The following is a 13,455-nucleotide window of genomic DNA, read 5'->3' on the forward strand; positions in this document are numbered from 1 at the left end:
CATCAGGCTGTCATGGTCTGCTCGTTCATAAGGGGTCCTGAAGCTCGTGCTCAAACACCTTCCTAAGATATGCCACCGGCATATTGCCTGACTCAAGGTATATGCGGTGAAACCCGCGATCTTGTTCATCGGGTGTCATTGTTTCTGCGGTGGCTCGCTGAAAGTCACTCTTCAACTGCCATACCAAATGGTTGCCTACGAGATAACTGAGTGGGTATGCGCGTTCCTGAGAATACCAATTGAGCTCAGCCTCGGCTCGGCCAGCGGAAAATCCGGTAGCAGCAATAAGTAGCTTTGCCGCATTGGCGAAGGGGTCATCGCCGTCGAACTCAAGCTCGTAGCCGATATCGAGATAGCGGGTATCACCGGTCATAAAGTACAGGTCGATGGCTACTCTTGCACCAATACGACTCAGATCCAGCTTTGTAACGAAGCGCGCTTCGTCAGTGAGATCGCCCATGAGATTTTGATCAAGCATGTAATCTTCAAGCATCGTAGTCCAGCCTTCGGCATGCTCGTTCGCAGAAAAGGTTCTGCGAATTACCGAAGAATGCATGGCAGCCGTAGAAAGCTGCAGGTGATGCCCGGGAATGCCTTCATGCACCATCATCAGCGGTATTCCAAGCTCCGTATGCTCTTTAAGGAGCTCTGGACTAAGGGTGAGATACACCATGCTGGTGCGTATGCCGGTTCGCATAGCAGGCGGCGGCATCATGGCGCCGGCAGGTATCATCGGTGCCATAAATGCGGGCGTTTGCATGATTTTCATTGTTTGTTGATCAGGGATTGGAAACAGGGCGCGCTCTTTTACAAAAATCTCCAGCTCTGTTGAGATGTTTTGATAGCGTTCAATGACTTGCCCCAGATTATTCTCTGTTACCTCCACGGCATGCTCGCGCTCCAGGAACTCTTGCAGCTCACTGGCCGTGGTGCTCGCCGCAAGCCCATGTCTTGCCACTAAAACCCCGCGCAGTTCTTCGATTTGTCGCTGGGTTCGTGTCACAAAATCACAGGCTATTTGATGGATTTCTGCCAGCGTTAGTTCAATACCTTTGCTTGAAACCAGAGCCTGAGCTTGCTCGGCACCAATCGAAAAAGCATTTGTTGTGGGCATTGCTGAAAGGCTTGTTGCATATTCAGTCATCGCCGCATTAGCCTGCTTGATCGCCGCTTCAAGCTCATCGCGGCGCGAAAAGCCTTCTTCGTCTGCCCAGGCGAGAATGGTTTCGAAAAAGTCGGGTAGACCAGCGACCGTTTCAAGATCGATGTCCACCCATCGGGCTACGGGGGTGTCCAGGCGTGCGAGCATTTTTTGCAGATAAGTTGGCACGTGACGCAACCTGGCGAGAATATTCTCCAGGCGTGCTTCTGCGGGCCGCGGATCATTGGTCACCAGGTAAAATATGCCGGCACTTATCTCGTCACCGGCATCGGGTAACTGCTGCGCCTGCAGCTTGCCATTAAAGCGTAGTGCGCAATGCAGAGACTGCTGAGCTGCGCTCAGTGCGATTAGCTGCATATCCAGTTGCTGATGAAAGTCCGTCACATCGCCGGCCAGCAGCGTCGCCTCCTTGTGGAGCTCGCTGGCCTGTTGCTCGGTCCGCGCTAGCTCTTTCAGCGATGGATCAGGTAATTGATCAAGATTTTTCTCAAGACCCAGTTCAACGCAGGCGTTGGGATCTGCTGCGAGCATTTGCAGGTAGCGGTCGTTAATTGTCTTGATGGAATTCACGCTTGGATTGCCCTTTTAAGATTGTCTTTTGGAGGATTCGTCGTCGACGCATTAGATGGAAAGGGCACGAAACTCCGGATCCACATGTCCCAGGCGCCAGAGCTCCGCAAAGTGATTGATAGCTGCTTCGGTCCTGGCACGATCCTTAGGTCGATAAAAGCCATAGTCGGTATCGGTGCCGGGCATTTCCAGTAAGCTGCCGCGATCGCGCATTACCAGGGTTTCGCCATTCCATTGGGGATGCTCTGCCAGCCTTCGTATTTCTACGCGACTGGGAAGACGGCGACTCAAAGCGAGCAAGCGATGTCCCCGCTGAACAATGGCGCGGGCATCCTGAACCAGAATTTGTACATTGCACAAACTACCGCCGCGCAAAAACGAACGTATCGCAGATTCAAGATCTTCGTTGTCAAATACCCGCGGGTCGAGTCGTGGGCTTAAAATACGCAGCTCTCGTCGCGCAAGCGTTGCTTGGGCAATCACAAGTTCTGCGAAGGGCTGGGGATAGCGTAGCTGTGTTACTGGCTCATCCCAGTCGCGATAGTCCAATGTGCTGTGCATGTCCAAATGCAAAATCCCAGCCTCGTCAAAAGGTTCTCCACGCACGGTAAATCCCGCTCGCTGGTAAAAGCTCACTGCCTTGGCCTGCGCATGCAGATAGAGCGTCTGTTGGCCACGCTGCCTTGCAATTTCCACAATGGCAGTGAGGAGTTTTGCGCCAATACCTTGCCCTCGGTACTGAGCCAGTACCGCGAGTCGCCCGATACGTCCGTCGGGAAGCAATCGGCCACAGCCGACTGCCGCGCCAGCGAGCTCTGCAATCACATGTTGAGCCTCGGCATCACGACCATCCCATTCGATGTCTCTAGGGACGCCTTGCTCCAAAACAAATACAGCGCTGCGCAGGCGCTCAAGTTCTGATGAGTCTTCTGGCCACTGCGCCTGCCGAATGAGTAAGTCGCTGTGCTCAGTCATAAAAGATGATTGCCCCCTCATCAAACAGCCAGCTCAAAAGCCCCTCGGCAGCGTCATGTGTGTGCATCGCGTGGCTTACCTCCACGTCCTGATGATCACACAGGGTTTCCAATATGCTCTGCAACGCCAGCGGTGCGATATGCGTGTTGCCATGTGCAAACACCAAAAGCTCATCATCACTAATATGCCATGCCAGACGACTCCCCGGCGCTCTGGCTATCCAATTTCCTTGCTCCTCTATCGTCGCTTCTGCATCGCCAGTGTTTTGCAAGACCGGCGCGCTGTCGGTGATCGCCTCACCAAACCAGCGAGGGTCTTTGTCATCGAATACCTGAAGCAATTGTGCCCGGGCCCGGTTTAGATCAGCTGCGGTGATCTCACCACTGCGCGACGCGGGCTCTCGGTTCGGGTCGCTAAAAAGCGCGTCGTCTTCCATGGTGCCAAGAAGATTGTCTGCCCAGCGGGCCAGGAGGTCGCTCTTGCGCGGAGCCCGAAAGCCAATGGAAAAGCTAGTGGATTCGCCGACACTGATGCCGTAATGCGCAATGCCTGGTGGAATGTAAAGCACGTCCCCGGTATTCATGAGGTACTCGCTCGTGGGCTCAAAGTCCGCCAAAAGCCGCAGGTCTGTGTTATCCATGAGTGCGCTGGAGGCATCGCACAGGCCTCCAACTTGCCAACGGCGCTGACCTTCACCCTGAATAATGAACACATCGTAATTGTCGTAGTGTGGGCCCGCACTGCCGCCGTCGGTGGCATAGCTCATCATGATGTCGTCGAGACGCCAATCAGGTAGGAAGCGCACGGCACTGAGCAGTGCGGCCGCCTCATCCCAATGTTGATCGACGCCCTGTACCAGCAAAGTCCAGCCGCCCCTGCGTTGGTAGCTGTCTTGGGTGAACGGGCCTCGCTCCTGATGCCAGTGTTGTCCCTGGGCGAAGACTATTCTGCAATCCAGGCCTTCCTCCATGGCGAGTCCCGCAAGCTCGTCACCATCTGCAGGCACAGCGAACTCTTGAAATCCACCGGGTAAAAATAAATGTTGCCTTTGCCAGTGCCTGCTAAGGAAGCTGTCAATATCCAGTTTCAGACGATAGTCCTGCACGACCCTAGATACTCTTAGCTTGCTGCGCGGCGTTTCCTACGTAGTTGGCAGGGGTGAGTTCGCGAAGGGCTTCCCGAGCTTCTTCAGGAATATCCAGTGTGTCGATAAAATCTCGAATGCGCTGGGCGGTGACTCGCTGCCCACGTGTCAATGCCTTGAGCTTCTCGTAAGGCTCATCTACTCCGTAGCGGCGCATGACTGTTTGAATAGGCTCCGCAAGAACCTCCCAGCTGGCATCAAGATCGTCATCCATTCGCGATGGATTGCTCTCTAGTTTGCCTATGCCTTTGATGAGAGATTCCACAGCAATCAGGGTGTACGCAAAGCCCACGCCCATATTACGAAGCACCGTGGAGTCGCTGAGGTCTCGCTGCCAGCGGCTGACGGGAAGTTTGTCGCTGAGGTGGGTAAAGACCGCGTTGGCGAGCCCCAGATTACCTTCCGCATTTTCGAAGTCGATGGGATTAACCTTATGCGGCATGGTGGAAGATCCGATCTCTCCAGCAATCGTTTTTTGTTTGAAGTAGCCCAGCGAAATGTATCCCCAAATGTCCCGGGAAAAATCCAGTAACACCGTGTTAGCTCCACCGATCGCATCGAAAAGCTCAGCCATGTAATCATGCGGTTCTATTTGCGTAGTGTAGGGGTTTTGTTCCAGGCCCAGTTCGTTGATAAAAGCCGCGCTGAATGCTTGCCAATCAACATTGGGATAGCTCGCCAGATGTGCGTTGTAGTTGCCCACCGCACCGTTCATTTTGCCCAGGATAGGCACGCTGGTAATTCTCGCTAGCTGACGCTTCAACCTTGCAACGCTATTGGCGACTTCCTTGCCCAGTGTTGTGGGGCTTGCAGTTTGGCCATGGGTGCGAGACAGCATGGGCTGGTCAGCAAGGGTGTGCGCAATATCCGTTAAGGTCGTGATGAGTTGCTCAAGCCCCGGCACAAGGCTTTGGCCTAGTCCATCGCGCAGCATGAGCGCATGGGCGAGATTGTTTATGTCCTCAGAGGTGCAGGCGAAGTGCACGAACTCACTGATGCGCTGAAGCTCAGCGTTTGATTCAAAGCGTTGCTTGATAAAGTATTCAACCGCTTTCACGTCATGGTTAGTCGTTGCCTCGATGCTTTTGATCGTTGCGGCATCATCAACAGAAAAATCATCTGCGATGGCTTGCAGCGCCTGTACTGCTTGCGGTGACAGCGGTGGTACTTCCGTGATGCCGGGATCTCGAGACAGAGCAAGAACCCAGCTAACCTCGACAACGACCCGGCGGCGAATGAGCCCGTACTCGCTGAAAATACCAGCCAGAGGGCGGGTCTTGCTGGCGTAGCGACCATCCAGCGGTGTGACAGCGGTAAGGGGGCTGAGGGAGAGGTCTTCGTTGGACATGAGTTTTCCTTTTTTCTATCTCACACGAGGCCGAGGCCTCGAGATAATTCCTGAGCGCTTTTGAGCATTGCCTTTCTTTGCATCGCAAGTTTCCAGCGCCGCCCGCCGAGCTGGCGCCAGAGATAGGCGGAGCGTATGCCAGCCAGAAGCAGGCTGCGAACGATATCGGCGTTCTGGTTGTTCTCGAGGTGCTGAGCACTACCCATAACCTTGATGCGCTGGGGCAGCTTACTAAAAGTATCCTGATAAACACCGGATACACTATGACAAATATCACCCACATGACCGGCAAAGTGCTCGGCCCTGAAACTGGCATGCTCCAGTCGCGAGCGCACTACTTCGCGCAACTGCTCGTCGGCGGCAAAGCGGCGCTCTAAATGCAGCATGTTAAAGAAGTAACGGACTACGTCGCGTTGTTCCATGTCACGCTGATTGGCAAGCAATGCACAGAGATTTTGTAGCCCTAGACGAACTCCCGGGAGTCCTTTGAATATGTCTTCGGCGTGCTCCAAATCGAAGACAAAGAGGCTGTTTACCGAGCTTTCCAGAAATTCCAGCGGATAACTGCCCGTCTTGGAGATCTGGTCGACCATGCGCGCTGCCTGTGCAACACCTGCCAGAGCTATGGTTTGCTCTCGTAGGCTGCTCATGCGGCTAGCGCCAAAGCAGCTGCGGTGTCAGTTATTACGCCGCCACCCAAACAAACGTTATCCTGATAAAGAACCACAGACTGTCCTGGTGTGATAGCTCGTTGAGGCTGATTAAAGGCAACTCGATAGCGACCGCCGTCTTGACTAACCACGCAGTCCTGGTCCGGCTGACGATACCTGACTTTGGCTCTGCATTGCAGCGGAAGCGTTGGTGTCTGTCCGTTTATCCAGAACAGGTCGTCAGCCCATAGCTCATTTGAGAATAGCGCCGGATGATCATTACCCTGAACGACCAGCAATACGTTGTTGGCCAGGTCTTTGCCTGCGACATACCAGGGGGCGTCGTCATGCGAAGCGAGCCCGCCGATGCCCAAGCCCTGGCGTTGGCCAATAGTGTGATACATCAAACCGCTATGCTCTCCAATGGTATCTCCGTCCAGGGTCTTGATGATGCCTGGCTGTGCCGGCAGGTAGCGCTGCAAAAAGTCCTTGAAGCGACGTTCGCCAATAAAGCAAATACCGGTGGAGTCTTTCTTGTCGTGTGTCCGCAGGTCGGCGGCCGCAGCACGGGCGCGGACTTCGGGCTTTGAAATTTCTCCCAAGGGGAACAGTGTTTTGGCCAGTTCTGCGTGTCCTACTGCATGCAGGAAATAGCTTTGGTCCTTGTTGGTATCAAGGCCTTTTAGCAGTGCAGGGCGATCGTCAAGAAGCCCACGCCGGGCGTAGTGCCCCGTGGCTATGTGATCAGCTCCCAGTTCGAGCGCGTAGTCGAGAAAGGCTTTAAACTTGATCTCGCGGTTGCACAGGATGTCGGGATTAGGCGTGCGGCCGGCCTTATACTCGGCAAGAAAGTGCTCAAATACGTTGTCCCAATACTCCGCCGCAAAGTTTGCCGAGTGCAGGGTGATCTTAAGCTTCTCGGCAACTGCTTGAGCGTCAGCAAAGTCGGCCTTGGCGGTACAGTACTCGGTGCCATCGTCTTCGTCCCAGTTCTTCATGAACAGGCCTTCGACGTCGTATCCCTGTTCTAACAGCATAAGCGCTGCCACTGAGGAATCGACGCCTCCTGACATGCCTACGATGACTTTTTGTGGTGCTGCCATGAGTTCTCTATAGGTTCCGAGTCGCTGTTTACAAGGCGCTGCATTCTAGCAGACTGAAGCGGGCCTGCTGAGCAGCTCAAGACCTGCGCGAACGACGTTTTTCTGCGGGGCGAGGGGGCTTGTCAGGCAGATGGACGCTTTGTCGCCGATGCTGCCCCGGGAGCAAACCATCGAGCGCCCAGTCCCCGATGCGTGTGCGTACCAAACGCAGCACCGGGAAGCCTACTTCAGCGCACATCCGCCGAACCTGGCGGTTCTTCCCCTCGTTAATTGAGATTTCGATCCAGCTCGTTGCCTGCTGCTTGCGTTGACGAATGGGGGGATTGCGCTCCCACAGCGGCGGTTGGTCTATAGCTTTCACCTTTGCAGGCCGTGTCGGGCCATCTTTTAACAGCACACCGTTCTTTAGAGCTAGCTGGGCCTCCATGGTGATTTGGCCCTCCAACTGTACCCAGTAGGTTTTCCATAATTTGAAGCGAGGGTCCGAAATTCGCTGCTGTAAGCGCCCATCGTTACACAGCAGCAGGAGCCCTTCGGAGTCGTAATCAAGGCGGCCTGCAGGATAAAAGCCCGGTGTGCGAACAAACTTCGCCAGAGTGTCCCGCCCCGCGTCGTCCGTAAACTGGCTGAGGACCTGATAGGGTTTGTTGAGCAGAATTAGGTCAGCCATTAGCGGAATTTCAAGGAAAAAGCAGCCAAGGAGCACTCCGATCTGATAACATTAGTCGCGATTTTTGGGGGTATAGCCAGTTCGCAATACCGGCTTTGCATGGACCCGCAGTGCCTCCCGTTAATCGTAAGTGTGCCGTTGCCGGAGTGGTGTCTAATGATCAAGCTCCTGGGGCGTACATCGTTTATAAAACGGATCTTTGATGTCAGGACGGCCTTTACAAAATGGTGTGTTCTGAGATCTAAGCAATTTTAGTCAATTTAATAAAGGTCGAACTGAAGCTACGGACGCAATCAGCATAAGCCACGACACACTGTAACTTCTACATGTCGTCATGGAGTGCGTGAGCGCGAAAGTACAAGCGGAAGTCAAACCATGCCTGGAGCGAATCTATGGGTTATCAGCATATCAAGGTGCCAGAAAGCGGCGCACGCATTACCGTAAACGACGACAACAGCCTCAATGTACCGGACAACCCGATCATTCCGTACATTGAAGGAGATGGCATCGGCGTCGATATTAGCCCGGTGATGATAGATGTGGTTGATGCGGCCGTGGACAAAGCTTATGGCGGCAGCAAGAAAATCTCCTGGATGGAAATTTATACCGGTGAAAAGGCGGCCGAGCTTTACGAGGGCGACTGGTTTCCCGAAGAAACTCTGGATGCCATCAAGGAGTACTCCGTGGGTATCAAGGGTCCGTTAACAACCCCCGTTGGCGGCGGCTTCCGCTCGCTCAACGTAGCCTTGCGTCAGGAACTGGATCTTTATACCTGCTTACGCCCGGTGCGCTGGTTCGAAGGCGTGCCTTCGCCAGTGAAGAACCCTGGCGACTGCAATATGGTGATCTTTCGTGAGAATTCCGAAGATATTTACGCGGGTATCGAATACGAAGCCGGTACTGACGAGGCCAAGAAGGTCGTCGATTTCATAATCAACGAAATGGGCGCTACCAAGATTCGCTTCCCAACCAATGTGGGTATCGGTATCAAGCCAGTGTCTGAAGAAGGCACCAAGCGTCTGGTGCGCAAAGCTATCCAGTACGCCATCGATCAGGATTTGCCATCAGTGACTTTGGTTCACAAGGGCAACATCATGAAGTTTACCGAAGGTGCCTTCCGTGATTGGGGCTACGAGCTTGCCATGGAAGAGTTTGGCGGTGAGCTTCTCGATGGTGGTCCCTGGGTGTCACTGAAGAACCCTGTGAGCGGCAAAGAGATTATCGTTAAAGACGTGATCGCTGATGCCATGTTGCAGCAGATTCTGACCCGTCCCAAGGACTACTCCGTTGTGGCTACCCTGAACCTCAATGGTGATTACCTCTCAGACGCACTGGCGGCACAGGTCGGTGGTATTGGTATTGCGCCAGGTGCGAACCTGTCGGATAAGATTGCGCTGTTTGAGGCCACTCACGGCACTGCACCCAAGTACGCTGGTCAAGACAAAGTGAACCCCGGTTCATTAATCCTGTCGGCAGAGATGATGCTTCGCCACATGGGTTGGAATGAGGCTGCGGATCGTATTATCGATGGCATGAACGGCGCCATTCAAAATGGCACTGTGACCTATGACTTCGAGCGACTCATGGATGGAGCGACTCTCGTCAGCTGCTCCGGTTTCGGTCAAAAGATTATCGAATCCATGTAACGCAGTTACTTCTTCCCCTTGGGGGATTTGACGCGATTAGGCGTCCATAAATAAGCCCGCCTGAGAGATCAGGTGGGTTTTTTTTTGCAGCACTCCCTCGCAGCTGCGCCCTGTGCGAGTTCAGCGCAGGACTTGATATATCGATGGGTCTCGCGCTCGCTTTCAAAAGCCTTATAATCGAAACAATGCAATTCAATAGCCATTTTAAATTATCCGACCTGGCAGTCCTGACAATGCTCCGGGCTCCAGTGCCAGATCCACGCATCCTTGAACCAAAGGCTCAAAAAGGCCCGGAGCAAGCATCGCGTGGCGGCGCATGGCGCTTGTCGTCTGAAGACGAGGAGCACGGTAGAGACGACGATGGCGGTCTCGCCCTACAGGAAGCCAAGCCAAAGCTTAAGCGTCCCCCCTTGTTTAAAGTGGTGCTGCTTAACGATGACTACACGCCCATGGAGTTTGTCGTCGAGGTTCTGGAAGTTTTTTTCAAAATGAATCGTGAGCAGGCGACTCAGGTCATGCTGGCGGTGCATACTCAGGGCAAGGGCGTGTGTGGGATCTACACAAAAGATATCGCAGAGACCAAATCTGCCCAGGTCAATCAATTTGCCCGAGACCACCAGCATCCGTTGCTGTGTGAGATCGAGGCATCCGAGGACTAGCTCATCGAAGGAGACAGTGCATGCTGAGCAAGGAACTAGAGCAAACGCTAAACGACGCTTTTCGCGCGGCGCGCTCCCGGCGACACGAGTTCATGACTGTGGAGCACCTGTTACTCGCACTGCTGGATAATAACGATGCGATCCGCGTGCTCAAGGCCTGCGGGGCGCAGCTAAGCGGCTTGCGAGGTGATCTGGTTGAGTTTATCGACTCGACCACGCCCCTGATCCCGGAAGAGGAGCAGGAGAGAGAGACGCAGCCAACACTGGGTTTTCAGCGCGTTCTTCAACGAGCGGTTTTTCACGTTCAGAGCTCCGGGCGCAGCGAAGTTACCGGCGCTAATGTACTGGTGGCGATTTTTTCCGAGCAGGAATCCCAGGCAGTTTACTTTTTAAAAACCCAAAGTGTGTCGCGACTAGATGTGGTGAACTACATCACTCACGGCATCTCCAAGGTTGAAGACGGCGAAGAGCCTAGCGCCGGTGAGCCAGAAGCCGAACGCAGTGAAGGTGCTGCTGAAGAGGGGGAGAGCAATCCCCTGGATAGCTTCGCGACAAACCTAAACGAAGAAGCTCGACAGGGTCGTATCGATCCCCTTATTGGCCGCTCGGCAGAAGTGGAACGGGTTATTCAGGTTTTGGCGCGTCGTCGAAAAAATAATCCCTTGCTGGTGGGTGAGTCCGGTGTAGGTAAGACAGCCATCGCCGAGGGCCTGGCCAAGCTAATCGAGGATGGCGAAGTGCCCGAGATGCTCAAGGGCGCAGAAGTGTACTCTTTGGATTTGGGCTCATTGCTAGCCGGGACAAAGTACCGGGGCGATTTTGAGAAACGCTTTAAGGGCCTGCTGGCTGAGCTGAAGCGTCGCGAAGGCGCGGTGCTGTTCATCGATGAAATTCACACCATCATAGGTGCGGGGGCCGCCAGTGGCGGTGTAATGGATGCGAGTAATCTACTCAAGCCGCTGCTCACTTCCGGACGCCTGCGCTGTATTGGTAGTACTACTTTTCAGGAGTATCGCGGCATTTTTGATAAGGATAAGGCGCTCAGTCGTCGGTTCCAGAAAATTGACGTCATGGAGCCGAGTCCTGATGACGCCTACAAGATCCTCAAAGGTCTCAAGTCGCGTTTCGAGGAGCATCACGGCCTGCGCTATACCGATCAGGCTCTGCGTGTAGCGACTGATTTGTCTGCCCGTTACATTACGGATCGCTTCTTACCGGACAAAGCCATTGATGTTATTGACGAGGCGGGCGCCTATCAGCAGCTACAGTCACCTTCCAAGCGCAAAAAAGTGATCGGAAAGCATGACGTGGAGGCGGTAGTCGCAAAAATTGCCCGCATTCCGCCAAAGTCGGTTAATCGCAATGACAAAGACGTTCTGTTGAAACTTGAGAGCAATCTTAAGATGGTTGTTTTTGGTCAGGACGATGCCGTGAGCAGTCTCGCTACATCCATCAAGATGGCGAGGGCGGGTTTACGCGGTGGAGACAAGCCCATTGGTTCCTTCTTGCTGGCCGGTCCCACCGGGGTCGGAAAAACCGAAGTCACCCGCCAGCTGGCCAAAATCTTGGGCTTGGAGCTCATTCGTTTTGATATGTCCGAGTACATGGAGCGTCATACAGTGTCTCGGCTCATCGGTGCGCCTCCGGGTTATGTAGGCTTTGATCAGGGCGGCCTGTTGACTGACGCTGCTACAAAGCACCCGCATGCGGTGGTTCTGCTGGACGAAATTGAAAAGGCGCACCCGGAAGTTTTCAACCTGCTGCTGCAGGTGATGGATCATGGCACGCTCACCGATAATAACGGCCGCAAGGCAGACTTTCGAAACATCATCTTAGTGATGACGACTAATGCCGGTGCCGAAACTATCAGCCGACGATCCATCGGCTTTACCGCGCAGGATCATAGTACCGATGGTATGGAAGCGATCAGTCGTATGTTTACGCCAGAGTTTCGTAATCGTCTGGATAGCATCGTGCAGTTCCAGCCCCTGGGTGAGGATGTCATTCTTACCGTTGTAGATAAGTTTCTTGCGGAGCTTCAGGGGCAGCTTGATGAAAAGCGTATCACCCTGGATGTCGACGAAGATGCACGTTTGTGGCTGGTAGAGAAAGGCTACGATCAACATATGGGCGCGCGCCCCATGGATCGTGTCATCCAGGATCACATTAAAAAGCCGCTTGCAGAAATGGTCTTGTTCGGCGCTCTGGCGAACACCGGAGGCACTGCTCTGGTTCGGCTTAATGCCGCAGGAGATGGTCTGGAAGTCACTGTGCCGGAGTCTGAGGACTCGCCGGAAGACGAACTGGCGATGTCCTAGAACGCGGCGGGGAGGTTGGAGTCAGCTGCAGGCTTAATGAGCTGCAGCTTGAAATTATCTCCGCTGCAGCGATGTCCATGTGCCGCAGCTTTAATCTGCGTGTCGCTTAGCGCTCGCGATAGGTGATACGGCCTTTAGTCAGGTCGTAAGGAGTGAGCTCCACACGAACCTTGTCACCGGTCAGAATGCGAATGTAGTTCTTGCGCATCTTCCCTGATATATGGGCTGTTACCACGTGATCGTTCTCGAGTTTCACTCGGAACGTGGTGTTGGGCAAGGTGTCTACCACTTCGCCTTCCATTTCGATTTGGTCTTCTTTGGCCATTCACTTAGTACTACTGTAAAAAATCAGCGCGCATTCTGCCCGAAAAGCCCCCCAAGAGCCACCGTAAAAGGGTGTGAAAACTGAGCCTTAATTGCCTTTAACAATTCAATCTGTACGCCATCTTCTGAGTTCCTGGTGAAGAACTGCCCTAGAAGGTCTCGATCAAGCCCTCTGTTGAGCGCGTCCATTGATTGTTAATGAGCGTTTCCAGCGGCTGATAATCGGATTTGTAAGACATTTTGCTGCAGTTACGAATCCAGTATCCCAGATAAACAAAGGGAAGACCGAGCTCTTTACTTCGCTCTATCTGCCAAAGCACCGCATAGCGACCCAGGCTGCGCGAGTCTTCTGAGGGATCAAAGAAGGTATAGATCGCGGAGAGGCCATCCAGCATGAGATCGACCACAGCCACTGCCAGCAGACGGCCGTCCTTGCGAAATTCGCAGTACTCAGTGCAATCCCAGGGATTATTGAGAAAGGACTCAAATTGGTCCCTGTCAGGGGGATACATATCGCCATCAGCATGCCGCGCACGGATATAGCGGTCGTATAAAGCATAGCTTTCGTCACTGGAAACCGAGCTGCGCACCGTTACCTGTAAATCGGAATTTCGTTTTATGCAGCGCTTTTGCGTGCGGTTGGGCTGAAAATCATTCACCGGCACTCGCGCCGGGATGCAGGCGTTACAGTGGCTACAGTGAGGACGATAGATGTGGTTTCCACTGCGGCGAAATCCCAGCATTGACAGATTGCTATAGAGGGTTTGGTCGACGGCTTGCCGGGGATCAATAAAGAGCGTCGTAGCTTCTTCAGCCTCCAGATAGCTGCAGCGATGGGGATAGGTGGTATACACCTTCAGATCGCGTAGGGATGAAGTCATATCTG

Annotated in this window: 12 protein-coding genes; 3 read left to right on the forward strand and 9 right to left on the reverse strand. The window is 53.8% G+C overall.

Annotated features, from left to right (window positions below; translation table 11 throughout):
* Positions 1-25 precede the first annotated feature (25 nt).
* The 7 genes from R0135_RS02595 to R0135_RS02625 all read right to left on the reverse strand — a co-directional run bounded on the left by R0135_RS02595 (position 26) and on the right by R0135_RS02625 (position 7,622).
* On the reverse strand, positions 26-1,732 hold the full coding sequence (locus R0135_RS02595; protein ID WP_407348706.1) for a DUF885 family protein: 1,707 nt from the start codon (positions 1,730-1,732) through the stop codon (positions 26-28).
* 51 nt (positions 1,733-1,783) lie between these two features.
* Positions 1,784-2,707: a GNAT family N-acetyltransferase gene (locus tag R0135_RS02600; protein ID WP_407348707.1), complete on the reverse strand. Its 924-nt coding sequence runs from the start codon at positions 2,705-2,707 to the stop codon at positions 1,784-1,786.
* Positions 2,700-3,812: a cupin domain-containing protein gene (locus R0135_RS02605; RefSeq protein ID WP_407348708.1), complete on the reverse strand. Its 1,113-nt coding sequence runs from the start codon at positions 3,810-3,812 to the stop codon at positions 2,700-2,702. Before R0135_RS02605 ends, R0135_RS02600 begins: the two co-directional genes overlap by 8 nt.
* Before the next feature lie 4 nt (positions 3,813-3,816).
* Positions 3,817-5,199, reverse strand: coding sequence for an adenylosuccinate lyase (gene purB / locus R0135_RS02610; protein WP_407348709.1), 1,383 nt, complete (start codon positions 5,197-5,199; stop codon positions 3,817-3,819).
* A gap of 20 nt (positions 5,200-5,219) precedes the next feature.
* Positions 5,220-5,849, reverse strand: a complete 630-nt coding sequence (gene hflD / locus R0135_RS02615; RefSeq protein WP_407348710.1) for a high frequency lysogenization protein HflD — start codon at positions 5,847-5,849, stop codon at positions 5,220-5,222.
* Positions 5,846-6,952 carry a tRNA 2-thiouridine(34) synthase MnmA gene (gene mnmA, locus R0135_RS02620; protein ID WP_407348711.1) on the reverse strand — a complete coding sequence of 369 codons (1,107 nt, stop codon included), beginning with the start codon at positions 6,950-6,952 and terminating at the stop codon, positions 5,846-5,848. Before mnmA ends, hflD begins: the two co-directional genes overlap by 4 nt.
* A 76-nt stretch (positions 6,953-7,028) precedes the next feature.
* The gene (locus R0135_RS02625) at positions 7,029-7,622 is read right to left on the reverse strand and encodes a pseudouridine synthase (RefSeq protein WP_407348712.1); all 594 of its coding nucleotides are present in this window, start codon (positions 7,620-7,622) and stop codon (positions 7,029-7,031) included.
* 392 nt (positions 7,623-8,014) lie between these two features.
* Here R0135_RS02625 and icd point away from each other — a divergent pair, with 392 nt between their 5' ends.
* The 3 genes from icd to clpA all read left to right on the forward strand — a co-directional run bounded on the left by icd (position 8,015) and on the right by clpA (position 12,245).
* Positions 8,015-9,268 carry an NADP-dependent isocitrate dehydrogenase gene (gene icd, locus R0135_RS02630; RefSeq protein ID WP_407348713.1) on the forward strand — a complete coding sequence of 418 codons (1,254 nt, stop codon included), beginning with the start codon at positions 8,015-8,017 and terminating at the stop codon, positions 9,266-9,268.
* A gap of 233 nt (positions 9,269-9,501) precedes the next feature.
* Positions 9,502-9,927, forward strand: a complete 426-nt coding sequence (gene clpS / locus R0135_RS02635) for an ATP-dependent Clp protease adapter ClpS (protein WP_407348714.1) — start codon at positions 9,502-9,504, stop codon at positions 9,925-9,927.
* A gap of 20 nt (positions 9,928-9,947) precedes the next feature.
* Complete coding sequence (clpA, locus tag R0135_RS02640; RefSeq protein ID WP_407348715.1) at positions 9,948-12,245, forward strand: ATP-dependent Clp protease ATP-binding subunit ClpA; 2,298 nt, start codon at positions 9,948-9,950, stop codon at positions 12,243-12,245.
* 106 nt (positions 12,246-12,351) lie between these two features.
* On the opposite strand, the gene infA is transcribed toward clpA, so the two are convergent.
* Both infA and R0135_RS02650 read right to left on the reverse strand, forming a co-directional pair.
* Positions 12,352-12,570, reverse strand: coding sequence for a translation initiation factor IF-1 (infA, locus tag R0135_RS02645; RefSeq protein ID WP_008295635.1), 219 nt, complete (start codon positions 12,568-12,570; stop codon positions 12,352-12,354).
* A gap of 148 nt (positions 12,571-12,718) precedes the next feature.
* Positions 12,719-13,450 (reverse strand): arginyltransferase, encoded by a 732-nt coding sequence (locus R0135_RS02650; protein WP_407348716.1) that lies wholly within the window; start codon positions 13,448-13,450, stop codon positions 12,719-12,721.
* Positions 13,451-13,455 lie beyond the last annotated feature (5 nt).

Origin of the sequence: Congregibacter variabilis (assembly GCF_045689235.1) — a bacterium.
Classification (GTDB): Bacteria; Pseudomonadota; Gammaproteobacteria; order Pseudomonadales; family Halieaceae; genus Congregibacter; species Congregibacter variabilis.

What these genes read in the sequence shown, in the direction of transcription:
- R0135_RS02600 (WP_407348707.1), bottom strand. Translation starts at nt 2,707, where the DNA reads ATGACTGAGCACAGCGACTTACTCATTCGGCAGGCGCAGTGGCCAGAA.
- purB (WP_407348709.1), bottom strand. Translation starts at nt 5,199, where the DNA reads ATGTCCAACGAAGACCTCTCCCTCAGCCCCCTTACCGCTGTCACACCG.
- hflD (WP_407348710.1), bottom strand. Translation starts at nt 5,849, where the DNA reads ATGAGCAGCCTACGAGAGCAAACCATAGCTCTGGCAGGTGTTGCACAG.
- mnmA (WP_407348711.1), bottom strand. Translation starts at nt 6,952, where the DNA reads ATGGCAGCACCACAAAAAGTCATCGTAGGCATGTCAGGAGGCGTCGAT.
- R0135_RS02625 (WP_407348712.1), bottom strand. Translation starts at nt 7,622, where the DNA reads ATGGCTGACCTAATTCTGCTCAACAAACCCTATCAGGTCCTCAGCCAG.
- icd (WP_407348713.1), top strand. Translation starts at nt 8,015, where the DNA reads ATGGGTTATCAGCATATCAAGGTGCCAGAAAGCGGCGCACGCATTACC.
- clpS (WP_407348714.1), top strand. Translation starts at nt 9,502, where the DNA reads ATGCTCCGGGCTCCAGTGCCAGATCCACGCATCCTTGAACCAAAGGCT.
- clpA (WP_407348715.1), top strand. Translation starts at nt 9,948, where the DNA reads ATGCTGAGCAAGGAACTAGAGCAAACGCTAAACGACGCTTTTCGCGCG.
- infA (WP_008295635.1), bottom strand. Translation starts at nt 12,570, where the DNA reads ATGGCCAAAGAAGACCAAATCGAAATGGAAGGCGAAGTGGTAGACACC.
- R0135_RS02650 (WP_407348716.1), bottom strand. Translation starts at nt 13,450, where the DNA reads ATGACTTCATCCCTACGCGATCTGAAGGTGTATACCACCTATCCCCAT.